This window comes from Vibrio genomosp. F6 (assembly GCF_005146325.1).
In the GTDB taxonomy this organism is placed as follows: domain Bacteria; phylum Pseudomonadota; class Gammaproteobacteria; order Enterobacterales; family Vibrionaceae; genus Vibrio; species Vibrio cortegadensis.
Map to the genome: position 1 here is coordinate 15,729 of NZ_SYUT01000011.1, position 25,922 is coordinate 41,650.

Annotated in this window: 18 protein-coding genes; 4 read left to right on the forward strand and 14 right to left on the reverse strand. The window is 41.9% G+C overall.

The annotated features are described in order from the left end of the window. Positions 1-3 precede the first annotated feature (3 nt). Together bioF and bioB are read right to left on the reverse strand one after the other, a co-directional pair. Complete coding sequence (bioF, locus tag FCV43_RS02205; protein WP_240697116.1) at positions 4-1,161, reverse strand: 8-amino-7-oxononanoate synthase; 1,158 nt, start codon at positions 1,159-1,161, stop codon at positions 4-6. Then, positions 1,148-2,200 carry a biotin synthase BioB gene (bioB, locus tag FCV43_RS02210; protein ID WP_017053883.1) on the reverse strand — a complete coding sequence of 351 codons (1,053 nt, stop codon included), beginning with the start codon at positions 2,198-2,200 and terminating at the stop codon, positions 1,148-1,150. The genes bioF and bioB overlap by 14 nt, the downstream gene beginning before the upstream one ends. A gap of 147 nt (positions 2,201-2,347) precedes the next feature. On the opposite strand from bioB, the gene bioA reads away from it, so the two are divergent. After that, positions 2,348-3,631, forward strand: coding sequence for an adenosylmethionine--8-amino-7-oxononanoate transaminase (gene bioA / locus FCV43_RS02215; protein WP_136993896.1), 1,284 nt, complete (start codon positions 2,348-2,350; stop codon positions 3,629-3,631). Positions 3,632-3,702: 71 nt separating this feature from the next. On the opposite strand, the gene FCV43_RS02220 is transcribed toward bioA, so the two are convergent. The 8 genes from FCV43_RS02220 to lrp form a co-directional block, all read right to left on the reverse strand. Next, a complete protein-coding gene (locus FCV43_RS02220; RefSeq protein ID WP_113795939.1) occupies positions 3,703-4,917 on the reverse strand; it encodes an EAL domain-containing response regulator in 1,215 nt (404 codons plus the stop codon). A gap of 50 nt (positions 4,918-4,967) precedes the next feature. Beyond that, the gene (locus FCV43_RS02225) at positions 4,968-6,479 is read right to left on the reverse strand and encodes a response regulator (protein ID WP_136993897.1); all 1,512 of its coding nucleotides are present in this window, start codon (positions 6,477-6,479) and stop codon (positions 4,968-4,970) included. Positions 6,480-6,489: 10 nt separating this feature from the next. Continuing rightward, positions 6,490-11,088: a transporter substrate-binding domain-containing protein gene (locus tag FCV43_RS02230; RefSeq protein WP_170961588.1), complete on the reverse strand. Its 4,599-nt coding sequence runs from the start codon at positions 11,086-11,088 to the stop codon at positions 6,490-6,492. 325 nt (positions 11,089-11,413) lie between these two features. Further along, entirely contained in the window at positions 11,414-12,721 is a 1,308-nt protein-coding gene (gene serS / locus FCV43_RS02235) for a serine--tRNA ligase (RefSeq protein WP_017053888.1), read from the reverse strand. Between the two features lie 92 nt (positions 12,722-12,813). Beyond that, positions 12,814-14,163, reverse strand: coding sequence for a replication-associated recombination protein A (locus FCV43_RS02240; protein WP_017053889.1), 1,350 nt, complete (start codon positions 14,161-14,163; stop codon positions 12,814-12,816). 38 nt (positions 14,164-14,201) lie between these two features. Beyond that, positions 14,202-14,798 (reverse strand): outer membrane lipoprotein chaperone LolA, encoded by a 597-nt coding sequence (gene lolA, locus FCV43_RS02245; RefSeq protein WP_136993899.1) that lies wholly within the window; start codon positions 14,796-14,798, stop codon positions 14,202-14,204. Between the two features lie 132 nt (positions 14,799-14,930). Then, positions 14,931-17,999, reverse strand: coding sequence for a DNA translocase FtsK 4TM domain-containing protein (locus FCV43_RS02250; protein ID WP_136993900.1), 3,069 nt, complete (start codon positions 17,997-17,999; stop codon positions 14,931-14,933). A gap of 159 nt (positions 18,000-18,158) precedes the next feature. After that, positions 18,159-18,653 carry a leucine-responsive transcriptional regulator Lrp gene (gene lrp, locus FCV43_RS02255; protein WP_017053892.1) on the reverse strand — a complete coding sequence of 165 codons (495 nt, stop codon included), beginning with the start codon at positions 18,651-18,653 and terminating at the stop codon, positions 18,159-18,161. Positions 18,654-18,809: 156 nt separating this feature from the next. Between lrp and ald the strand changes: the two genes are divergently transcribed. Beyond that, the gene (gene ald / locus FCV43_RS02260) at positions 18,810-19,934 is read left to right on the forward strand and encodes an alanine dehydrogenase (protein WP_017053893.1); all 1,125 of its coding nucleotides are present in this window, start codon (positions 18,810-18,812) and stop codon (positions 19,932-19,934) included. A gap of 118 nt (positions 19,935-20,052) precedes the next feature. Here ald and FCV43_RS02265 read toward each other — a convergent pair whose 3' ends face one another. Both FCV43_RS02265 and cysB read right to left on the reverse strand, forming a co-directional pair. Continuing rightward, positions 20,053-21,246, reverse strand: coding sequence for a methyltransferase (locus tag FCV43_RS02265; RefSeq protein WP_136993901.1), 1,194 nt, complete (start codon positions 21,244-21,246; stop codon positions 20,053-20,055). 65 nt (positions 21,247-21,311) lie between these two features. Then, positions 21,312-22,286 carry an HTH-type transcriptional regulator CysB gene (gene cysB / locus FCV43_RS02270; RefSeq protein WP_017053895.1) on the reverse strand — a complete coding sequence of 325 codons (975 nt, stop codon included), beginning with the start codon at positions 22,284-22,286 and terminating at the stop codon, positions 21,312-21,314. A 277-nt stretch (positions 22,287-22,563) separates the two neighbouring features. Here cysB and FCV43_RS02275 point away from each other — a divergent pair, with 277 nt between their 5' ends. Continuing rightward, positions 22,564-23,328: a DNA repair protein gene (locus FCV43_RS02275; protein WP_136993902.1), complete on the forward strand. Its 765-nt coding sequence runs from the start codon at positions 22,564-22,566 to the stop codon at positions 23,326-23,328. Positions 23,329-23,428: 100 nt separating this feature from the next. Then, positions 23,429-24,205 (forward strand): tRNA isopentenyl-2-thiomethyl-A-37 hydroxylase MiaE, encoded by a 777-nt coding sequence (miaE, locus tag FCV43_RS02280; RefSeq protein WP_136993903.1) that lies wholly within the window; start codon positions 23,429-23,431, stop codon positions 24,203-24,205. 26 nt (positions 24,206-24,231) lie between these two features. Here the strand turns inward: miaE and FCV43_RS02285 are convergent, their stop codons facing one another. Beyond that, the gene (locus tag FCV43_RS02285) at positions 24,232-25,239 is read right to left on the reverse strand and encodes a GGDEF domain-containing protein (protein ID WP_170961589.1); all 1,008 of its coding nucleotides are present in this window, start codon (positions 25,237-25,239) and stop codon (positions 24,232-24,234) included. 76 nt (positions 25,240-25,315) lie between these two features. Further along, positions 25,316-25,798, reverse strand: coding sequence for a molybdopterin-dependent oxidoreductase (locus tag FCV43_RS02290; RefSeq protein WP_136993905.1), 483 nt, complete (start codon positions 25,796-25,798; stop codon positions 25,316-25,318). Positions 25,799-25,922 lie beyond the last annotated feature (124 nt).

Here is a 25,922-nt window from a genome sequence, read left to right on the forward strand (position 1 = left end):
ATTTCATTGATTCTGGATCTCTACGGCTGCGGTGATCGCGTCGGCTAAAGCCAAAATATCACTGTTGGTATGCTTAGCGGTTAAGGTAATTCTTAGTCTCGCGAACCCGTTAGGAACCGTTGGAGGACGAATAGCCGTTACCCATAACCCTCTGTCTTTTAAACCGTTCGCAATTCCAACGGCTTGATCCGATGATCCACAGATAAATGGTTTAATAGGCGTTATCGTCTCGGTAAAGCCTGCCAGTCCAGCCAATCTCTCTGAATACAACTCTTGCAAGTCACTTAACTTATCTCTTCGCCATTGTTGAGACTGAATCATGGAAATCGCATGACTGATTGCATGAGCCTGAGCGGGAGGAAGTGCTGTAGAATAAACGTGATGTCTTGCAAACTGAGTCAAGTAATCACCAACTTCTGCACTGCATAGTATCGCTGCCCCTGAAAGCCCGACCGCTTTTCCAAAGGTCACCACTAATAAATCAGGTTTAACATCTACTTGTGAGCAGCTCCCTGCGCCATTCTCGCCATGTATACCGATACCATGGGCATCGTCGACCGCTAACCATGCGTTATTTTGTTCACACAACGTTTTAATTGTTTTAAGAGGAGCGGTATCGCCATCCATACTAAACACGCCTTCTGTCACCACAAGCGCACTATCTGATGCCGCCAGTATTGATGAAAGGTGTTCTGTATCGTTATGTCTAAATCTCTTTAAGCTTGCAGCCGATAACATCCCGGCTTCCATCAACGATGCGTGATTTAATTTATCCTGAATCAGGATATCTTGCTTATCAAGTAAGGAGAATATCAACGCTTGATTAGCACTAAACCCTGAATTGAAAAGAATGGCCCTTTCAAAACCTAGCCATTCACATAGCTTGGATTCAAGGTTCTGATGAGCGGAACTAAACCCCGTGACTAGCGGTGATGCGCCACTCCCGGCTCCAAATTGATCAAGCCCTTCCTTCCAAGCTCGAATCAATTCAGGATCGCCAGCGAGCCCTAAATAGTCGTTATTAGAGAAATTAATAAATGGCTTGCCATCATGCACAAAGCGCGTTTGATTACCTGATGACATTGGCTGCAACACGCGAGTGAGCCCTTGATTACGTCTCTGCTCAAGGGCGAATTTAATGCGTGAACTAAACGCTGGCATCATAAAAAATGTCGTCTTTCGAAGGACGTGAAGCGACACGTTCAACGACTTGATCAAGTAAGTCGTTCTCTTGAATTTCATCCGGTTTTTGGCTTACTTGCTCACTATTAATACCCAGCTTTTTAAATAGCTGCATATCACTATCTTCATCTGGATTTGGCGTCGTAAGTAGCTTACATCCGTAAAATATTGAGTTCGCACCGGCCATGAAGCACAGAGTTTGCATCTGCTCATTCATGTTTTCTCGGCCAGCAGACAAACGTACTGCTGATTTCGGCATCATGATTCGAGCAATTGCGATCAACTTAATGAAATCAAATGGTTCAACGTCATCAACGTTTTCCATTGGCGTGCCTTTGACTTTGACCAGCATATTGATTGGCACACTCTCAGGCTGCACTGGCAAGTTAGCAAGCTCAACTAGTAGTCCTGCGCGATCATTAGTGCTTTCACCCATACCAATAATACCGCCAGAACAAATTTTCATTCCCGCATCACGAACGTGGGAAAGTGTATCTAAGCGATCTTGGTAAGTACGCGTGGTAATGATGCTGCCATAAAATTCAGGTGACGTATCAAGGTTGTGATTGTAGTAATCCAAACCAGCTGTTGCCAACTCTTCAGCTTGGTCTGGGGTCAGCATCCCTAGCGTCATACAGGTCTCTAAACCCATCCCTTTCACACCTTTGATCATTTCCATCAAGTGTGGCATATCACGCTCTTTTGGATTTTTCCATGCCGCGCCCATGCAGAAGCGTGTTGAACCTGCTTTCTTCGCTTTTTCAGCGGCATCTAGCACGCGTTCAACTTCCATTAATCTTTCACGATCGACATCGGTACGATAGTGGGCACTTTGTGGGCAGTACTTACAATCTTCAGGACAAGCGCCCGTTTTAATAGATAATAGAGTGCTCACTTGAACGTGATTATGCTGTTGATGTTGACGGTGGATAACTTGTGCTTCAAACAACAAATCCATAAAAGGCTTATCCAAAAGCTTTCGAACTTCTTCTACTGTCCAGTCATGACGAACTTCCACGTGCCGATCCTTATTTCACTATTGATATTTTAATAATATGTGCATTGCTACTTGGCTAGTCTACCGACAAACAGTAGACTGTCAACGATCAACAAAAACACAAGTTTACAAGTGGTTAATATTTACACAATGCATTATGGAATGGCTATGGATCTCGAATTTGACCGTCAACACATCTGGCACCCTTATACATCAACACTGAACCCGCTCACTTGCTATCCTGTCACAAATGCTGATGGCGTATTCATTGAACTTGAGAACGGTAAACGACTTATTGATGGTATGTCTTCTTGGTGGTCTGCCATTCACGGTTACAACCATCCTCACCTTAACCAAGCCGCCCACCAGCAGATCGATAAAATGTCTCATGTCATGTTTGGTGGTATCACTCATCAACCTGCAATCGATACCTGTAAAAAACTGCTTAAACTCGCCCCTGATAATCTTGAACATGTTTTCCTTGCCGATTCCGGTTCGGTCGCTGTAGAAGTGAGTTTAAAAATGGCCCTACAGTACTGGCATGCCAAGGGGGAGCAGCGACCAAAGTTCCTGACATTAAGAGACGGCTATCACGGGGATACTTTCGCGGCGATGTCAGTGACTGATCCCAACAATTCAATGCATAGCCTCTATAAAGGTTTTTTACCTGAACATATTTTTGCAAACTCGCCAAAAACGGAATATTGGCAACCGTGGGATGAGACTGATATTGACGATTTTAAGCAGAAAATCACCGACCACCACTCGCAAATAGCCGCTGTTATTTTAGAGCCTATTGTTCAAGGTGCGGGGGGGATGCGTATCTATCATCCTGAGTTTCTCAAGCAAGTACGCTTATTGTGTGACGAGTTCAATGTACTGCTGATTTTAGATGAAATCGCGACTGGGTTCGGACGTACAGGTAAATTGTTTGCTAGTGAACACTCTGGAATTCAACCGGATATAATGTGTGTAGGTAAGGCATTAACTGGTGGCTATATGACACTATCAGCCACTTTAGCGAGCAAACAAGTCGCAGACACGGTATGCGGAGGCGAAGCAGGTTGTTTTATGCACGGCCCTACTTTTATGGGAAATCCGCTGGCTTGCTCAGTGGCTTCTGCAAGTCTGGATCTGATTGAGCAAGGTGACTGGCAAAAACAGACAAAGATGATTGAAGAGCAATTTTCAAAACAGTTACCGAAGCTCACTGAGCATGCGTTGGTAAAAGATGTTCGTTGGCTAGGCGCTATCGGTGTCGTTGAAACCCACCAACCAGTTAACATGGAGAATATTCAGGCCCTGTTTGTGGAGCATGGTGTTTGGATCCGCCCATTTGGTAAGCTCATCTACATGATGCCACCTTATATAAGCCAACCAGAGCATATCGAGGCATTAATTCATGCCATTGATTCTGCCTTAAATGATGACCACTGTTTCGCCTCAGAATAAGAGCGGTATAAACAAAAAAGAGCCGCGAATCATTCACGGCTCTTTTCATATTCGTTTAAAGTGTTACTGCACTAACATTTACCCATTTTGCAGGCAAACGGACCAGACAATAGATCTTCATCTTTAACACGAACCTGCCAATCTTGATGCCATTGTTCAAGTTCATGAAGAGGTAAAGGTCGACTCATAAAGTAGCCCTGCCCCATGCCATCAGTAATCGAACGTAAATGCATCCATACTTCTCGGGTTTCGATGCCTTCTGATACGGTTTCCATACCCAGTTTTTTTGCCAAAAATAGGCTAGCGGCAACAATAGATTCAGCACTGCGACTCACCAACATCTTCTGTACGAAACTTAAATCAATCTTTAATTCCGTAAAAGGCATATCATCTAGCAACTGCATCGAAGAGTAACCAGTCCCAAAATCATCAATAGCAAGTTCAAATCCCTTCATACATAAACGGATTGCTGATGAAAGCGTATAACCGAGATGCTCGATCATGTCGGTTTCGGTCAATTCAAACCTTAATCGCTGAGGCAACGATGGGTGCTCTACCTGTAACGCCAATACAGTATCAACAAAACTCGCATCCATAAGGTCTTGCGCGGTGATATTGATCGCCACACGACGGTTTCCTAGGGTTGGCAAGTCACGCAATGCGCACTTTAATAACAGCAGGGTCAGTTTTGTTGAAAGCCCATATTTAATGATCTTTTCAACAAAAAATATCGGAGATAACAAACCGTGCTCAGGATGGTCCCAACGAACCAAAGCCTCAGACTCTAGCCACTCACCCGTTTCGAATTTAATGAGAGGCTGATAGAAAGGGATGAACTGCTCTTTATCTAATGCTTCAAGTATGTCTTCACGGCTAAAGTCAGGCAACGGTTTTGAGAAGTAGTGCTTAGGCTTTAAATTTTGATTTAATATGGCATCAAGCTTTACTTTATTGATCGGCTTGCTGATCGCCCCTAATAAGTTCATGTTGTAAGCCGTACACATTCGACCCGCTGCTTTTAAAACGACTTCCGTTACCGCACTCGATATGATGACTTCACCACCATAATCCGCTTCAGCAAGTAACCTTAATAGCGTGATACCATCAATACCTGGCATATTTAAATCGCAGATCACCATATCTGGAGTCTGTATTTCGATTAAATCTAACGCTTCCTGCGCACTTCCGACACCTTCAGCTTCGACATGATCAAACTGTTTCAATAAGGCGAGAAGCGCCATTCTTTGAAAGTTATGATCTTCAATGACAAGAATACGTTTAGACATTTATGGTTATCCATATATACGAGCAAAAATATAGAAAGTAATAAATTAATTTACTCTTCTATTAATTTTTTGTTCTGCTCAATTGTTAAATTAACTTCTTTAAATAGCGATTTATTACCTGCAATTCCTTCTTGCTGTTTATAGTCATCATGACTAACAATCTGTTCTGCAACTTTTATATTGAACCGGTAGTCACCCCATAGCTTGAATAAATACTCAATTGGTAAACCATCGAATGATTTAGGGAATGTGACTAATGTACTTTTCTGACTGCGCCAATCTGCAATCAACTTTTTAGCCATTTTGTTTTGGATATCTCGCAAAAGCGATTGAGGCTCTTGATCTGATACCGCAACTAACTTTTGCAAAGTACTCTGCATTTCTTGCCACATACCTAGAACATGCAGCGTATGATATGCCACAAAGAGAGTCTCGAAACACTCTTCAACTTCTTCGCAGGATTGCAGTAGCTCATATGCAGCAGAATATTGGCCGCTGTTTGCTAAAGACCATACCCCTAAACGACTTTGCAGGGAGTTATCCGGCTTAGTAAACTTTTTGTTCCGAGTTAACATACCCCAGATTTCACTGGTAGAACGGTTACTAAACTCAGCTTCTTGTAAAAGGATCCAACTAAGCAAAAAGTACAGGTTTGGTTCTTCCCAAATAGAATGGCTAGATTTAAAGGCAAGCTCCTGAATTAACTTCGAGATATTTTCGTTAGCAAGAAATCCAACATGCTGCAAAATCAGAGCATACAAACGAGGAAGCCTTTGCGGCGACATTTTATGTAAATGCAGCATACTCTCCGCAGCTTGTTCATACATGCCCTTTTCAAACTGAAAACGACACTCTAATTCAAGCACAGGAACAGAGAAGCGATTAGCTTTACGTAGGGGCAGCAATACTTTCTCCGCCTCTTCGATATTGCCCGCCTTCAGCATTAAGTCAACGTACATAATATGCGCGCGAACATAACTATTGGCTTTTATGTAATTCACCAATAATCGTGATGCGATATCATCTTCACCTACCGATATAATTTCACTACACAATTTGGTTAACGCTAAATTGTATATTTTCTTACTCTTCGCTTCTTTTAACGTCGGTAGAGCCTCTGATAAACCCGCTTGATGATAACTATCAACTACTCGTGTGATGAATGCTTTTTCATCCATGCAGGCTTTCAATGATTCTGTGAGTACATCTACTCTCAGTGGTTTAACGATAAAACCACTTGGTTCAAACTCAGAAAAGCTACGAATTACAGTTGCTGAATTGTCAGCAGTGACAATCAAAATGATCGGATCGTGTGCAAGCAGTTTCTCGTGATAAAGCCTTTCTAATAACTGGAGGCCCGTGCTTCCTTCACCTAAATTATAGTCAACAATTAGAATGTCGAAGGCCGTGACTCGGCACTCTAGCACGGCTCTATTCGCCTGACCTACCAAACGAATTTTGTCTCGATTAAAGCCAATTTTAGTCAATAGGATACGGCTAGATTTACAGATAATATCGCTATCATCAACAACCAATAGATCCATGTTTTTCAATAACTTCATAGATATCCTATTAAACAATTTGTTCAGCTTCAGCGTTCAATTGTGCCAGCTTTAAAGTGAGTTCGGCTTCAAGTTCATCGTACACAAGATCGTTCCCATGTGTAGCCTCAGATTCCAATCGCTCTAGAGGAATTGAAAAAGAGTGACATGCAAGCATTCTAGCTGCACCTTTCATTCTATGTGATATCTCTTGTATATCAGAGTGATTTTTCTCATCAAATGCGGTCAACAGTAGATTCATATCTTCGTTCTGACTTTTTACAAAATCGAAAGCAATATTTTTGGCCACTTCTTCATCACCAAAAATGTCAATGATAGCGGGAATATCGAGTAAAGCTTCTTCTGGCTTATCCACTTCACTACTCTTGAGGTGCTCTTCACCCCAGAATGTCTCTTCTGAATCATCATCGCCTGCAAAATCAAACTCAAAACCATCGATGGCGGATAAGTCATCTGAACCGCTACCTTGCACTGGCTCAGCGACTTCAAACTCGTTCTCAAATGCAGCCAGTGCTAATTCGTCCGCACTTTTTTGATCTATTGCGCTATGTTCTTGAGCTATTAGATCATTTTCGCCAGCAACATCTACATTATCTTCAGTGACAACGATTTCTTCCTGAGCAGACAAAATTTGTGGTAACCAATGATCTAGCGTTTCAGTCAACTTCACCTTACTCACAGGTTTCGATAAAAATGCAGACATACCAAGCTCAATACACTTCTCATCTTCTCCCTGAATTGCATTCGCAGTAAGGGCGATAATTGGCATAGCTTCGCGACTTTCAGCACCCTCTTTGGCTCGAACCGCTTTTGTTAACTCATATCCATCCATTTCAGGCATATGACAGTCTGTAAGAAGCAATCCATATTCATCACTTTGCAATGCTTCAAACGCTTGAGCACCATCATTAACAACATCAGCGGTATAACCCAACTGAGACAGCATGGTCATGATCACTTGGCGGTTGATCGGATGATCTTCAGCAACGAGGATAAGTCGTCCATTTTCAATCGCTTCTTTACGACTTTGAACAACCACCTTGTTTTGATTTTCAGCCACATTCATCGAAGCACCGACAGCAACAGGTGTTTTTAGGCAGTGATAAAGCTGATCTGGAATGATTGGGTTAACAGACATTGCCCAGAAACCATCGTAAGGTTCAGGCGAAAGCATCCCTTTTCTTCTCTCAAGAACAATACATTTCACTCCCGGAAGCTGATTTTTAATCCAGCTGTGTTTCAAATCTAAACGCTCATATTCAAAACGAGTAATGAATAATGAACTGATGCGATTTCGAGATGCTAGAAAAGCAAGTTGATTCTTATCATCAAATGCTTCGTGGTCCATTTTGACATCACAGTGAGACATATACTCAATGAGATCATCAAGTTGATTAAACTCGCCAACTACAAGGCTCTTCTCACCTTTAAAGTTCAACGACTCTTGTTGCTCAATCGCTTTAACAGGAATAACCACGCTAAAGCATGAGCCTTCACCTAGTTGGCTAACAACGGTGATTTCGCCGCCCATCTGCGCAACAAGCTCATTAGTAATAGATAGACCTAAGCCTGTACCACCAAACTTCCTTTGAGTACTTTCGTCCGCTTGAACAAATGGCATAAACAAGCTGTTTTGAGCATCCTCATTAATTCCCACACCTGTATCTGATACAGAAAAACGCAATGTTTGATATGAGCCTTCATGTGCCAGCAGATCAACCGCCAAGCGAATGTGCCCTTTTTCAGTAAATTTAATCGCATTATTGATGAAATTATTTAGAATCTGCCCCAAGCGAACATCATCGACATGAACAATGCTTGCTACTTTTGGAGACAACCAGTACTCAAATTTTAACCCTTTAGCATGGGCATGACTGGCTTGTGTCTGAGTAATTCGAGATAACATCGAATGGATATCAGCATCGATTGGAGACAGCGTTAACTTGCCCGCTTCAATTTTCGAGAAGTCTAAAATATCATTAACGATATGCAGCAAGTTATCAGCCGATTTTGTTAAACTGCTGTGGACTTTCAGAGCATCATCACGCATTGGATATTGGCTAAATATTTCCAGTAAACCAATAATTCCGCTGATTGGAGTTCGAATTTCATGGCTCATATTCGCCAAGAATCGAGACTTAGCTTCTGTCCCTGCAATGGCTTTTGCTTTTGCGGCCTCTAGCTCGGCTTGTTGGTTTTTAAGCTCAGTGATATCGGTCAGTACGGTATTCCACGTAAAGTGATCACTATTTGAAGTAATTCGACTCTGAAGGTGTAACCATTTATCTCGATCTTCTGACGTGATATGCAGTTCATACGACATAGAACCAATATCTGCACATACTCTAGTATGAGCAATAAAGTCATCGCGTTGCTGTTCATCTAATACATTTAAGAATTTACGATGATCCTTGACGAGTTCTTCAGAGCTCACTCCGACTAACTCTTGAATACCCGCACTCACAAATGTGAAGTTGAGATCATCTAAATCTTCTTTACTTTGAACGTGTTGAATAACCGCTCCGCTAACGTTATCAGCTAGATACTGAACCCGCTGTTCAGCTTCACGAGCTCTTAGCTCTGCATTTCTTAACTCTGTAACATCATTAAGAATGGTAACAACACCGTCGGCACTGCTACTCTCTGAGAGTTGATATGGGCATTTCCAGTATGAGAACTGTCTTTCTTTACCACCAATAACGACATTTTTTTCCATTCGAGGGAGCATTTCACCCGCGAGAACTCTCTGGTCTTCACTACTATGGTTAACGATCTCATCAAGTTCTTTACTTTCAAGAGAACCACCAGCAACAAAATGAGCAAGATCGTCATCACTAGCACTCAACATCGAAATAGCAGGGTTAGTCGTAACGATATTGCCATCAATATCTTTTACCACAATCGGGAATGGGATGGCATTGAGCAACGATCGTTCAAATTGAACTCTTCGTTTTAATTCTGTTTCCGCTTCGACCCTCTGCTGAACCTCACCTTGTAGCTTACGGTTCCAATAAAAAACCACACCTATAATTAACAGCGATGCCACTGAAATAATCGAGATCCATAAAACAACTTTCTGAGTTTGTACTCCAGTTTGGTATGAAGTACTCATCCATTTTTTTTCTATTTCGACCATTTTACTTGGCGGTATCACGCTAAGCGCTTTATTTATGATATTAAGTAAAATCTGGTTTTCTTTATTCACCGCAAAAGTAACAGGAATAAAGGAACGTTCATTAATGTTATTAATGACTTTTAATTGGCCGGCATACTGGCCTTGTAGATATGGGGAAGCAAGCAATAAGGAGCTAATTGCGACATCAACTTTACTTTCATTTAGGGCCGTAACAAGATCATAAACACTATCGTATTCAAGCACGGTACAGCTTACACAAAACTCTTTAGCCATTGACTGACCGTACGTTGCCGCAATGACCCCAATGACATCACTTTTCTCTAAGTTATCGAATGACAACTCTTTCTCATAATCGTCTGAGCGTCCAATAAGTACCCAAGGTTCTCGCATGAACGCTTGGCTTAATAACATCTTTTCACGTCGTTTAGCGGTAGGAGACAGTGACGACATCATCTCAAACTCACCGTCTAGGAATGCCCAGTAGCTTTCCCTATGAGTTGAGTAGTATTTCGGATCGAATTTGATCCCTGTTAATCGGCTTACTTCTTCAAGAACATCCGCTGCGATCCCTTTGTAAACACCATTTTCAACGACTTCAATCGGAGCCCAATCACTTTCAACACCAATGCCAATGACAGGGTGATTATCGATCCACTGCTGCTCTTCTTTTGATAACGTTAGTGATGAGGCTTTACGAATATATTCTTGCTGTCTTTCATCTAACCAGCGATTAAGAATACGTTCATGTTCAGGTAAAGCATTCACTTCACGTATGCCTTGGTTCAATCGCTCCAGCATTTCACTATCAGATTTTGGCACACCTACATACAGTGTATCGACTGGAAGATCATCCAGCATGTACATATCCACATCTTCCAGGTACGGACTGTTTTTGTAATGCTCATATAACATTACGCCATCGCCAATTTGAGCATCTGCCAAGCCTAAAGCAACGGTTCGAATCGCTTCTAAGTTACTCGGGACAGATAACGAACTCGCGCTAGGTAAAACGTTTCTTAAAAAGCTTTCATCAGCAAAACCTTTAATTGTTGCGACCGTTTTGTTTTCAAGCTCTTTGTATGTCGTCACTGGGGTTGCGCTGATAGCAGCACGACGCACCGCAAACATAGGTTCAGTAAACGTCATGATGGATTCACGTTCTAATGTCGCTGTCACCCCAATCATTACATCCAGTTCACCTTTGATGTATGCATTCATAACATCGCTGAAAGTAGCGTAAGGCAGTATTTCGACTTTGTAGCCTGCTTGTTCTGCATAACGGCGAAAAAGGGATGGAAGCAAACCGACAATTTCGCCATCTTCATCAGCCATCGCTAATGGTTCAATATATCGAGAAGGGAAACCAATGGTTAAGGTTTGTAACTTGCTGTTATCAATATTATTTTGAGTTTCAGCTAGACTAAATTGAGATGTAAGAATTAAGAGAAGACACAAAAAAATGTTTTTGATCATCTTGACCTTCATGTGCATAACGATTTTCTAAATAAAATTCCGTATTTATTGTAAAAATCTTTGCGATGGCTTAATGAATTGATCACCTAATCATCAATTCACGTGATATTGGTGCATATACTATCACTTACTGTACCGTAAATAAAACCCACCTCCCCTTATTTATAAAATACACCTCACTGTTTAGAGAAGAGGGCACGTCTCGCCTGGTTTTACTATCTAATGAGAGGCCTATATTCGTCAAACTTAAACTCCAGATATAAAAAAACCAGCACGTGGCTGGTTTTTTGTTTATTCATTCAACGGTATATTTTTAACCGATGCATTAACCGATGTGCGTTGCGCCGCCCATGTATGGTTGTAATACAGTTGGAACCGCGATACGGCCATCTGCTTCTTGGTTGTTTTCAAGAATCGCAACCATAGTACGTCCTACCGCCAAACCAGAACCATTCAATGTATGAACCAGTTCAGGCTTCTTCTCGCCTTTACGACGGAAACGAGCTTGCATACGACGAGCTTGGAAGTCACCCATGTTTGAACATGAAGAGATTTCACGGTACGTCTCTTGCGCTGGTACCCATACTTCTAAATCGTAAGTTTTGCTAGAGCCGAAACCCATATCACCAGTACAAAGAACCACTTTACGGTAAGGAAGTTCTAACATCTGTAGAACTTTCTCAGCATGGCCAGTCAGTTCTTCTAATGCTTCCATTGAATCTTCAGGCTTAGTAATTTGAACTAATTCAACTTTGTCGAATTGGTGCATACGGATAAGACCACGAGTATCACGGCCGTACGAACCTGCTTCTGAACGGAAACATGGCGTATGAGCTGTCATTTTAAGTGGAAGCTCAGCTTCATCAGTGATGGTATCGCGCACCATGTTTGTTACTGGAACTTCCGCAGTTGGAATCAGCGATAGTTTCTTAAGAGGTACGTCACTCACTTGCTCAGTTAGCGGGCTAGTGTGGAATAGATCTTCACCAAATTTTGGTAATTGACCTGTACCAAACAAGCTGTCTGAGTTCACTAGGTATGGTACGTACATTTCTGTATAACCATGAGTATCGGTATGCAGATCTAACATGAACTGTGCAATAGCACGGTGTAGGCGTGCAAATTTACCTTTCATTACGATAAAGCGAGAACCTGAGATTTTTACTGCGCTAGCAAAATCCAAACCGCCAGACATTTCACCAAGATCAACGTGATCTTTCACTTCGAAGTCGTAAGTTTTTGGCTCACCCCAACGTGAAATTTCCACGTTCTCATCTTCATCTTTACCGTTTGGTACAGAGTCATGCGGAAGGTTAGGGATCGCGTTTGTGATCTCTTCTAGGCTAACTTGAAGTTCAGCAAGCTCTTTTTTTGCTTCATCAAGATCTGTACCTAAGCTACCGACTTCTGCAAGGATACGCTCAGCTTCTTCGTGCTCGCCCTTCGCTTTTGCTTGGCCGATGGACTTCGATCGAGAATTACGTAACGCTTGTAGCTCTTCAGTTTTCATTTGAAGGGACTTGCGCTTTTCTTCAAGTTCACGAATTTTCTCTACATCAAGAATAAATCCTCGACGCGCCAATTTTGCCGCTGTTTCATCCAGCTCAGCTCGAAGTAATTTAGAATCCAGCATTGCTAATCCTATGCTTTAGTTATATTTGAGGATACGGTAGAAACTCTACCGTTAAAGAATTTTTTATACTTGGTAACGATATCCAAAAAGCACTACTTTTCATAGCGCTTTTGTGGGCTTTTTGCGTCTAAATCCGCCAGATAATCTAACTTATCACCAATTTTCCCCTCTAAACCTCGATTTGTTGGGAAATAGTAACGAGTATCGGCTATTTCAGGAGGGAAATATTTCTCTCCTGCCGCATAAGCACCAGGCTCGTCATGAGCATAACGATATTCCGCGCCATAGCCCATGTCTTTCATCAAACTTGTTGGAGCATTACGTAGATGATGAGGAACTTCATACTCAGGCTGATTATGGGCGTCTAGCATGGCATTTTTCCACGCGACATAAACGGCGTTGCTCTTTGGTGCACACGCTAAATAGACGACAGCTTGTGCGATCGCCCTTTCACCTTCAGAAGGACCAATTCGAGTAAAGCAATCCCAAGCAGACATCGCCACTTGCATCGCTCTTGGATCGGCATTACCAATATCTTCAGAAGCGATAGCAAGTAAGCGACGCACGATATAGAGAGGGTCACAACCTGCGGCAATCATCCTAGCTGACCAATAGAGCGCGGCGTCAGGGTTCGAACCTCGGATGGATTTATGAACCGCAGAAATCAAGTCGTACCAAATATCCCCTTTGTTATCAAAACGAGCGACTTTTTCACCCGCCACTTCTGCAAGCAAAGGTAATGTGATGCTCTTCTGCCCTTCACTATTATCTTCTGCCATATCATACAGAAGCTCGAGATAATTAAGTGACATTCGGGCATCGCCATTTACTAATTCTGATAGGCGATCCAGTACATCATCGATAAAATCTGCCGAGATCTGACCTAAGCCTCTCTCTTTATCTTCAACCGCTTGATCGATCACTTGACGAATATCTTGCTCACTGAGAGAAGTGAGTTTGTAGACTCTTGCTCGTGATAACAGAGCGTTATTGAGTTCAAACGATGGGTTTTCGGTCGTCGCCCCAATGAAGGTGATCGTTCCATCTTCAATGTGAGGCAGAAAAGCATCTTGCTGACTTTTGTTAAAGCGATGGACTTCGTCTACAAATAAAATAGTACGTCTTCCTGCCATTTTATTTTCACGTGCTTTATCAATGGCCGCTCGAATATCTTTCACACCAGAAGTCACGGCGGATACCCGTTCAACTTCCGCATTGGCATAATTTGCCGCCACTTCCGCTAGCGTTGTTTTTCCTGTACCAGGAGGCCCCCACAAAATCATGGAATGAATGTGGCCAGCTTCTAATGCTCGACGTAATGGTTTTCCAACACCCAATATATGCTGTTGACCGATATACTGTTCAACCGTTTCTGGTCTCATGCGAGCAGCAAGAGGACGAAAATCTTCATCTCCGGAAAAATCTAGACTGTAATTACTCACGATAATGGCTCATTCGTTGAATATCTGACTCGGATGAATCAGTTGCGTTGATCGTCAACATCAACCCCATCAGGGATCTCAAAAGTAAACGTCGCTTTATTAGGTGTCGTCAAATTTACGTTTTTAAACTCAAAACGTCCTTGCTGGCCATCTTGCTCAATGACATTAAACCCTTGAACAACGCCTTTGCTGTTAATATCAATTTGGAATTGACCTTGATTCGAATCGACAGCCGTTGGAGTGAGAACAAATTGATCGCCATTTTGGTTAACTTGATAGTTATCCCAATCACTCTCTTTACTGCGAGTCAGTAGCACAAAAGGAGTTTGCTCTGTCGCCTGAGCTTGCCAATAAATGCTAACTTGCTCAATAAATGGACTGTAATACCATAGGCTCTTTCCATCTGACACTAGAACATTTTCATCGGGTAATGTTGTTGTCCAGCGGAACAGACCTGGTCGCGCGATCTCGACTGTCCCTTCTCCTTCCATGACAAGATCACCCCCAGGGCTAATCACTTGCTGGGAAAAATCAGCACTAAACCCTGAGTTCAGAGCCAAACGGCTACTCAATTCATCTTTAGGGGCCGCAAACACTGAGCAGCTCAAAAACAATAATAACGATAATTTTTTCATTCAGATTCTCTTATAGGCATACATTGAGTAGACCATCAGACATTTTCAAAGTTCAGTGAACTAATTAAGCCGCAACAACACAACCACTTGGCTGTGTTGTTGCTGTTCACTATTACTCAATATTTTAGACGATTACATATTTTTAATTGGAGGGGGTGCAATCACTTCACGATTACCATTATGGCCCGGAGCACTCACGATACCTTGAGCTTCAAGTTGCTCCACAATTCGTGCGGCACGGTTGTAACCGATCTTAAACTTGCGCTGTACGCCTGAAACCGAACCTCGGCGAGACTCCGTTACATGTTCAACCACTTGATCAAACAGTGGATCGGTATCTTCATCTTTTTCCAACTGTTCACCTGGAAGTAGTGAATCTGCCGTTTGTTCGCCATTAACGATCTCATCAATGTAGACAGGTTTACCCCGCGCCTTCCAGTTATTCACCACGGCATGCACATCATCATCGGACGCGAATGCGCCATGTACACGAATGGTATGGTTTGAACCTGGAGGTAAGTAGAGCATATCACCCATACCAAGTAATGATTCTGCGCCACCCTGATCGAGAATGGTTCGTGAATCAATTTTGGTTGATACGGTAAAACCAATACGTGTAGGAATGTTCGCTTTGATGATGCCCGTAATCACATCAACTGATGGTCTTTGGGTCGCCAGGATCAAGTGAATGCCTGCTGCACGAGCTTTTTGAGCAAGTCGAGCAATTAACTCTTCCACTTTCTTACCCACAACCATGATCAAGTCGGCAAACTCATCGACAACCACCACGATATACGGCAAGTTTTCAAGCAATGGCGCTTCTGTATCCATACTGTCTCCCTCTTTCCAGAAAGGATCGTGAATAGGATGTCCAGCTTCTGCTGCCATTTTTAGCTTTTCGTTATAGCCTTTCAGATTACGAACACCGACAGCTGACATTAACTTGTAACGTCGCTCCATCTCTCCAACGCACCAGCGTAATGCGTTCGAGGCATCTTTCATGTCGGTGACCACTTCTGATAATAGATGCGGAATACCTTCATATATTGATAACTCAAGCATTTTCGGGTCAATCATGATAAAGCGAACTTCATCTGGCGATGCTTTGTAGAGCATGCTCAAAATCATGACGTTTACCCCCACCGACTTACCCGAACCGGTTGTACCCGCAACAAGAACGTGTGGCATTTTGGATAAATCCGCCACAACCGCTTCACCTGCAATATCTTGGCCTAGTACAACAGTGGTTGGCGAAGTTGATTGCTCAAATTGAGGACTATTAATAACGTCTGATAAATAGACGGTTTGTCTGCTGACATTTGGTAATTCAAGACCAACATAAGGCTTACCAGGTATAACCTCAACAACACGAACCGCGATGGCAGAAAGTGAACGAGCCAAATCCATAGACAAGCTTGAAATCCGGCTGACTTTCACGCCTGGCGCTAAATCTAACTCAAAGCGAGTGATCACTGGCCCTGGGAAAATATCCACAACCGTCGCTTTAATCTTGTAGTCGGCAAGCTTAGATTCAACCAAACGAGCAATCTCTTCTAACGCATCTCTATCAATGAAGTTCTCGCGTTTTTCAGGATGATAAAGAAGTTGAAGTGTCGGCAGTGGCTCTGCGGGTTTAGGCAAGTTGATCTCTTGCTGAACCAAGAACGGGTTTTGTGCCCCAGCCATATTTTCTTGTGCAGCAGAGATGATCTCTTGGAAAGCTTGTACATCTTTATCAGGATGCTCAAGTTCACCTTCCACGACTTCAATGTCAGATTCAGATGCATTGACTTCAGCAGGGAGATCAACATCAGAAAATGCGGCAACCTCTTCCGACTCATGATGAGTAACGCTGTCGCTATCTTCTTCAATAATATTTAAATCTGAAATAACTGGTTCAATGTGATTTGGCGTGTCTACGTCGGTAATTTGTTCAAGCCCAAACTCTGAAATTCTAGGCTGATTCACCTCATCTTCCACGACAAAATCTGCGATTGGTTCCGAAAAATCAGTGTTAACTTCATTCTGATATTCAGGTTCTGGCTGAAATTCTGTTTGAGGAGAGTACAAAGGCTCTTGTTCAGCATTGACCTCAACGTTCTCTGATGCAAATGAAGCGATACGGCTGATCTCGTCTTCAAGATTTTCTTGGGCAAAGTCATCTTCACTTTGAGCGGCGTATTCTAACTCTTCAATCGTTGCAGTGAGTTGCTTAGAACGATCGACTGATAACTCAGGCTCTTCATCATAATGCTCAGGCTGATACGATGAAGCTGGAATACTGGCTGCAATAGAAGCGCCTCTTCCAGAAGTAGACTCGGCAGGCATATGAATATTGTAACGAGGCTTCACATCGCGTTCAGCGTCATCAGTATCAATGGTATCCGTATAATTATTGGCTTGAGATTCATCTTCAAGTGAGCTTGCACTCTCTTGCGAGACTAAGTGTTCAGTCGACTCAGAGCGAGATTCTACATCAGGTAAGTGAGCTTTCTCTGTCGTGAATTCTTGGTGATCAATATCATCAAGAACAGGTTCAAGAACTTCTCTATCAGTACCGCGAAGCTTATTTAGCCCCCAAGTACATGCCCCAATCGCACCGTTACCTAGCCCTTCAACAATACTTAACCACGAAATACCCGTCAGAAGGGTAAAACCCGCCCCCCATAAGAAGAGAAGAACTAGGGTCGTTCCGAGAATATTCAAAACAGGCAATGATAAGTTTGTGAGTACATCACCCACAACGCCACCTGATGAGAAATACCATATATCATCAAAGTTGGTATCAGCTAAACCGCAACTGGTTAATATCAATATAGACAAACCGAGTAATCGAGTGCCCCATAGCACAAAATCTAAGTCGTCTTGTTCGCCTCGCTTACGGCAAAGAACCCAAGCAGCAATGATAACAATAAGAGGGATTAAGTAGGCAAGTGAACCGAAAATGAAAAATAGTGTATCTGCTATCCACGCTCCGACGATACCACCAGCATTTTGAATGTCACCGCCCCATGCCGTTTGCGACCAAGAGGGGTCCGCTGGGTTAAATGTGAATAATGCAATAGAAAGTAAAATGGAAGCGAGCACGCCTAAAATTAAGCCACACTCTTTAAGGCGTTGTACGCCATCTAAACGTGAAGACTGAGGCTCTTCACTAGTCTTAACTATGGTTTCGACTTTATCTGTGTTCTCTCTGAACATAACCTACTTGATTCTTTGATGAGTAAAAACAGTCCGAGCGGCAAAAGCCGCTCGGTTTGTTTAGCAATTTAACCATATCAAGGTCAAAAACCCAATCAATGATAGCCATAAAACCGAAGCAGTATCAGCTTTAGGGCTAACTTAGGTTTTTAACTTGAATCAGCGGGTTTTAATAACAAGCTGATTAGTTTGTTTCACTTCTTCCATAACTACGTACGTACGAGTGTCGTTTACTCCAGGTAGACGCAATAATGTGTCGCCCAAAAGTTTACGATATGCACTCATATCGGATACGCGCGTCTTAAGAAGATAATCAAAATCACCCGAAACTAAATGACACTCTTGGATGTCATCTAATTTTTGTACCGCAGTATTGAACTGTTCAAATACGTCCGGAGCACCACGATTAAGCGTGATTTCAACAAATACCAATAAAGAGGCATCTAGGTACTGCGGATTTAACAGCGCTGTATATCCCGTAATATAATCTTGACGCTCCAAACGACGAACACGCTCTAAACATGGTGTTGGTGAAAGACCAACACGTTTAGAAAGTTCAACATTTGATATTCGACCATCTTTCTGCAATTCATTAAGAATATTGCGATCGATACGGTCTAGTTCCTTAGACGGCTTCTTATAGTTGTCTGCCATTTTTTATTCCACCTTATTACTTCCTTGCAAAAAAATATACTACAACTTTTTAATATTTAGTATCAAATCCTAACAAAACATCACTATACTAGACATTAATTCGACAGAATTACCCTACACACAGATAAAACAACCAAAATAAAATAAGGAGTCAGGATGATCATTGGCGTACCAAAGGAAATCAAAAACCACGAATACCGTGTTGGTATGATTCCAGCTAGTGTGAGAGAGCTAATCTCACATGGCCACCAAGTTTTTGTAGAAACCAATGCCGGTAACGGTATCGGTTTTTCAGACGATGATTACATCGCTGTAGGCGCATCCATTCTTCCTACTGCTGCCGACGTTTTTGCGCAAGCAGAGATGATTGTAAAGGTTAAAGAACCTCAAGCTGTAGAGCGAGCTATGCTTCGCGAAGGGCAAATATTATTTACTTATTTACACCTTGCACCAGATTTTCCACAAACGGAAGAGCTGATCAAGAGCAAAGCTGTCTGTATAGCGTATGAGACTGTAACAGATAATATGGGTCGCTTGCCACTATTAGCTCCAATGTCTGAGGTTGCAGGTCGAATGTCTATTCAAGCTGGCGCGCAAACTTTAGAAAAATCTCATGGTGGTCGTGGTCTTCTACTCGGTGGTGTACCGGGTGTTGAACCAGCAAAAGTTGTCGTTGTAGGCGGTGGTGTTGTGGGTGCTAACGCAGCTCGCATGGCTGTTGGCCTTCGTGCTGACGTAACCATTTTAGATCGCAATGTTGATACGCTACGTCGCTTAGATGAAGAGTTCCAAGGTCGCGCAAAAGTGGTTTATTCTACAGAAGACGCAATTGAGAAGCATGTTCTAGAAGCAGACCTTGTTATTGGTGCTGTGCTTATCCCTGGCGCTGCGGCTCCAAAATTGGTAACAAAAGAGCACATTGCTAAAATGAAACCTGGCGCGGCCGTTGTTGATGTGGCGATTGACCAAGGTGGCTGTTTTGAGACTTCTCACGCAACGACACACGCCGATCCAACGTACATCGTTGATGAGGTTGTTCACTACTGTGTTGCAAACATGCCAGGCGCGGTTGCTCGTACTTCAACTTTTGCGCTAAATAACGCAACTCTGCCTTACATTGTTAAGCTCGCAAACAAAGGTTATCAGCAAGCACTTACTGATGATCACGGTTTCCTTGAAGGCTTAAACGTTATTCACGGAAAAGTAACATGTAAAGAAGTAGCAGAAAGCTTTGACTTAGAATACGTTGAGCCTGCTGCTGCGATTGCAATGTTTAACTAATGAAAAAATGAGTGACATGCTAGCTATCTGAGTAGGTAAGGTAACGAAAAGAAAGCAGCTTAGAAAAGTCACTACCAAAATAGCCCGTTGCTCACACGGGCTATTTTTTTATCCATCATTATCGCTTTTGAGCATGTACAAGGATATTTCTTGGTGAGACCTGTTTATTACAAAAAGTTTTAATCGACACGTCATAACCCTTTTCTTCAAGGTAAAGCGCCTTATCGTAAGCAAGCCACAACTCTAGCGGACGTCTGAATATTTGCTGAACCAGACTTAATTTCTCCATTTTCCAAAACAACGCCTCACCCACACCCATATAGTGGCCAAAATCCACCTTCGGTATATCAAAGTTCTTAGCGTCGATTGCCCACTTGCAAAACTCTTCAAACCCCTCTGATAACTGGGATTTTTTAATGCTCGGAATCGGACAGTACTCTTCTTGATGCAGTTCATTCACCAGCACGTGGTTCAAACCTAGGCGGTAAGTCATTTCAAGTTGGCGATGACGCTTGACTCTCTCCCCACCCGTCACGGTTTCTTGCAGCGGGATCCTCAGTTCACTTTGCGTCAGTTTTAAGGGGGACTGCTTGGCTAATATCGACATGGCTTGATATTCATCACTGCGAATTAAATGATAACAACAAGGTGAAAATGTGATTGCAGGAAGCTGATTTTGGGTCGCCAACTCTAATAAACGGACATGCAAATCGCCACAAGCATGGAGCGCAACCGCATGTTGCTTACAATTAAACACTTGGCTTGCATCTGTAGAAAAAGCGTCCCCTTGAATAAATTGCATATTCAAAGCTTGCTGATTTGCGGCAGCCGTTCCGCTGTCACACAAACTCTGTTGCCATTCAAAACTCGTGACCTTTTCTTTCGATTGTTGTGACAAGATCCGCCCAAGAAAGCCTTTACCCGCACACCACTCTAACCACTCCTCTCCCTTATGCTCGCTTAACGCAGCGGCACTCATGCTTTTTATTTGAGCAAGTTTTCTTCCTGGGACTCCAACTTCAAGGTTGCGATCTAAAATCAGCAAGCTTTGTGTTGCCTCGCTTAATTGTGTTAATTGAGATGCAATGCATGTTTCCGGAATGAAATGAGCGACTGCCTCAAGCAAGGCTTTATCATCACTTTTGAACATTTCTATATCAGATCGTGATAATCCATCAAGCCATAGAGACAAATCAGGATACTCATCAAGCCAAAGAGAAGCGTCATTTGAACAGGCGTGAAAAGGCTCAAATCGCCATAATGATTGATATGACAATAAAAAATGATCGAGCAATTGAAATGATTGGTGCATGCGTTCCCCCTAGCCGTGCATTGTAGGGGGAAGCCAAAGACTTGAACAGCCTTGTGATGCGATGTTTAACGAATTGGTAAATCTATATCTTTAAACATCTCTTCAATTTCAGCATTCGATTTAAGAGAGATCGCTTGCTCGACCACAGGCTTAGTCAAGTGTGGTGCAAAACGTTCCATGAAATCGTACATATAAGAACGCAAGAAGGTTCCTCTTCTAAAGCCAATACTCGTGGTACTTGCACCGAAAATATGGCTCGCATCAATAGCAACTAGGTCGGTATCTTGTTCTTTATCAATCGCCATACTGGCAATAACACCAACACCAATCCCCATGCGTACATAGGTTTTAATCACATCGGCATCTGTTGCGGTAAAGACCACTCTAGGAGTAAGTCCGACTCGATTAAATGCGGTATCGAGCTCAGAACGACCAGTAAAACCAAAGACATAAGTCACGAGCGAGTATGCAGCAAGATCCTCTATACTAATTCTTCTTTTATTCGCTAATGGGTGATCTTTAGTCACAACAATCGAGCGATTCCAATGGTAGCAAGGGAGCATAATCGCATCTTGGTATAAATGGAGCGCTTCTGTCGCGATTGCGAAGTTTGCTGTACCTTTCGCGACCGCTTCCGACATTTGGCTTGGCGTGCCCTGATGCATGTGCAGTGAAACTTTAGGATAACGGGCAGTAAAGCCTTTGATAACGTCAGGTAGAGCGTATCGAGCTTGAGTATGAGTGGTCGATATGTTCAACGTCCCCATCTCTGGATGAGTATGCTCGCCAGCCACCGCTTTGATACTTTCTACTCTAGCCAATATCTCTTGTGAGATTCGAATAATGTCTTCGCCAGCAGGGGTTACTTGCGTCAAATGCTTACCGCTTCGCTCAAAAACTTGTATGCCGAGTTCGTCTTCGAGCAAACGCACTTGCTTACTAATTCCTGGTTGAGAGGTGTAAAGGCTCTCGGCCGTCGCTGATACGTTAAGATTATGGTTTACTACCTCAACAATATATCTTAATTGCTGTAATTTCATTTTGACCCTCGTAATCCTTTACCAATGGCTAATATTGCACGCCGACAGATAAGATACGCCTTAAGCTATGTAATATAATTAATAGTTATAACGTGTAATGCAGATAATTGGTAGTCAAAATAGAGAGTTGTCGGCATCCGAAGCATAATTGCATAATACACTTATCCGTATTTTGCTATTAAAAGCACATTATTATTAAATTTGTAGGTGCAGTTGTACAATGGAATCGTGTATCCTTAAATACTAGCCATTGAATTATAAAGCAGATATCAAACATATGAATATTGGTTTAATCATAGCTCTTGTAGCCGTCTTATTGGTGTTAGTCCTTGGCTATAACATCATGCTTCAATATAAAATGAAGGTCGAGACGTCGAAAAAACAAGAATCATCTCGTTACTTGACTCTTATTGATGCAACAGAAGATCTCATTGGGAATGCTCACCACGTCCCATTCAGTAAAGATCTGCTCGTTTGTCTGAATACGCGAATTTTAGATGCACTTGAAAATATGTATCAACTCGATCCTAGAAATAAACAGCTTGCTCAGCGTATTGTTCACACAAAGCAGCAAATCACTCAACTAAAAGAAAATTATCCCGATGGTGACACCACTTCTTTTAAAGTGCCGAGCAGTGACAAACAAGCGATAGTGATGCTTAAGCTGGTAAAACGTCTTCGTGATACCGTTCGTAATGAGCACAATAAAGGTCGATTTGAAACACAGGCTTACGTCGCAGAAAATGCTCGTCTTGAAACGATTCAGATTCGTATCAACATCGAGAATGTCGTAAAACGTGCCAAAGATTCTATCGCACGAGGTCAAACTGGTACTGCCGTACAACTTTTGCGTAAAGGCATTGATGCTCTCAGCACAAAAAATGATGCTTATTCAAATCAAGCACGTGAAAAACTGCAGTTAATGCTGAACGAGCTTGATAAAAAACGCCAAGTTAAAAATGCTGAAGATCTTCAACAGATTGAAGAGAAAGAGCGTGATGATGACATGGACGCACTTTTTGGTGAGAAGAAAAAATGGTAAGCCTTCGATAGGTTTCCTATTCACTCATTATCAAATTTAGCCACAAGGTCGCCATTCGCGACCTTTTTTCTACAGTGAAACTTTTTTTACAGTGAAAGTAATGATCAATAATACTGCTATTCAAGAGCTACTCGCTCCCATTAAACAATTCTTACATTGCGAAACGCCCGATGCTTGGATCAATGAGGCGAAGAAACCTGAAAACCTTAAGATCATCCTACTCGACCATTTGCTTTGCGAACTTAAAGCAGGCCAATCGGCTATGTATTTAATCCGTAAGTACGCGGTGGATAAAGAGAGTGCAAATACACTGTTAGAGTGGTTTAAACCTTATGAGGCTTTTGCTTACCGCAAAGAAGGTTCTCTTGAGAGCCTTAAAGGAAAAAGTAATATTTCAAAGGCAATTATGGCTAAAACTAACTCACCTTATAGCCAAGATCTTATTGATAAAATGGTTCTCCTTATTAAAGAAGAGCTACACCACTTCTATCAAGTTCTTGAAATAATGGATGAGAGAAATATTCCTTATGAAAACATTTCGGCTGGAAGATATGCCAAAGGGCTGTTGTCTAAAGTGACGACTCATGAACCAAATACGCTCGTCGATAAACTGATCATTGGTTCACTCATTGAAGCGCGATCTTGTGAACGATTTGCTAAACTTGCTCCGCATTTAGATGAGGATATGGCAAAGTTTTATATTTCTCTTTTACGCTCTGAAGCACGCCATTACCAAGATTACTTAACGTTGGCACAACAAATCTCACCTGTCGATATCTCGAAACGAGTGCAAGAGCTAGCTCAAGCAGAGGCTGAATTAATTTCGACACCTGATGATGATTTCAAGTTTCACAGTGGTGTGCCTATCTTAGAGTAAGCAAATTGAAACAGCTCAATTATCCGTTATTGCGAGTTGAGCTGTTTCATCTTATACATATTATCATCGGCATTCTTGATCAGTTGATTCACGCAAGACGTATTTTTCGGATAAAGGCTCACACCAACACTTACTGAAATTTTTGCGGCCGTTTCATCTGATATTTCAATTTCCTGCTCCATACAGCCAATGATATCTAACTTTAACTGTTCAATGACTTCTGGGTCTACAGAGTCCAGAATAATAGCAAACTCATCACCTCCCATACGAAACAGATCGGCATCAAATGGCTGAATTGCATTAGCGAACCTTTTAGATACCGTTCTTAATAAAATATCCCCGGCTTGATGACCATAAGTATCACTAATCAACTTAAATCCATTCAGATCCATGACAAACAGTGAAAAGTGCGATGTATTCTGAACTCGCTGTTTAAGGCGCTTGAAAAGTGACAACCGATTGTTTACCCCCGTTAATGAATCCGTCAGAGCGAGATTACGGTGGATAATGATCTCTTTCTTGAATAAGACAATAACGATAGCGATACAAAAACACAAAATGAAAACTAATAGAACTTGTACATTCGCGAGTTGGTTTCCTTTATCAATTTGCACCAAAAAGTCCGCGTTCTTTAATTGATAATTTTTGTTCAAGAATGTCACCAACTTCATGTATAAACTATTCAACCGAACATTATATTCATCCGCAGTGTTTTCATCATTTATATTGGATAGGTAACCATCAAGCACCTTATAGTCATTGTATAGCTGATCAAAAAACTGTTTATTTTTTGGTATGTTATAAAAATCTTGCGAATCAGAGCTAGTAACGATCAACTCAAGACGTGTCCAAGTGATGTCATACTGAACTTTGACTTCGTTAAGCACTTGTTTTGATGTCAAAGTGAAAGGAGATAAAACAGCCAGTTGAGAGAATTCTTTTTGAAGCTGTAGTAGATGCCAGGTTGCTTGATCTTTTCGAGAGTAATAATTACTGACCAAACCTTTAGTTGAGAATATAACCGTAATATTCATCAATAATAGCGCTAGTGATAGCCAAATTAAGACACGCTTTGTTCTCTGGACGTTCGTATTCTGTATAAATGGGTTATTATTCACACTCTTCAATCGATACCTCATTAATTTGCCAAATCATCTTATTATGGTATTCAGGTACGTTTAAATGCGGAAATTTATCCAAATCATAGAGCAACATAAACGGCCCTCGCTTACGAATAGAGATAGCATCACCATTAATTGAATAGGCGATGATTGGCTGATATTCAACTAAGTCATTAACTTCAATCGAAGCTCTAAACTCATTCAACGCTGAAAAATAGAGAATCTTTGGTTTCTGTGGTGCAAATAAAGCCGTTAGATCACTTACTTTAACACCGCTAAATTTAGCGGGTTCAGCATCCCAAGGCAGGTGAGTGGTGAATGAAGTAACAGGGAACTGATTCATTAACTCTTGTCGCGAAATAGTTGTCGAATGCTCACATGACAATGCCACCTTCAAACGATTGGCCAAAGCACTATTGACGTTCGCAAAGGTACAGAACAATAACCACACTACACTGATTCGTAGTTTCATTAGCATCCATTCTCAATTATTGGTTTGTAATTATATTTTTTTTTGATGAGTAATTGTCAACTTTTGCAGCATTTCAAAATACAGGTCAAAAAATTAAATCATTTCCAATGAAAAAGGTAAGTAG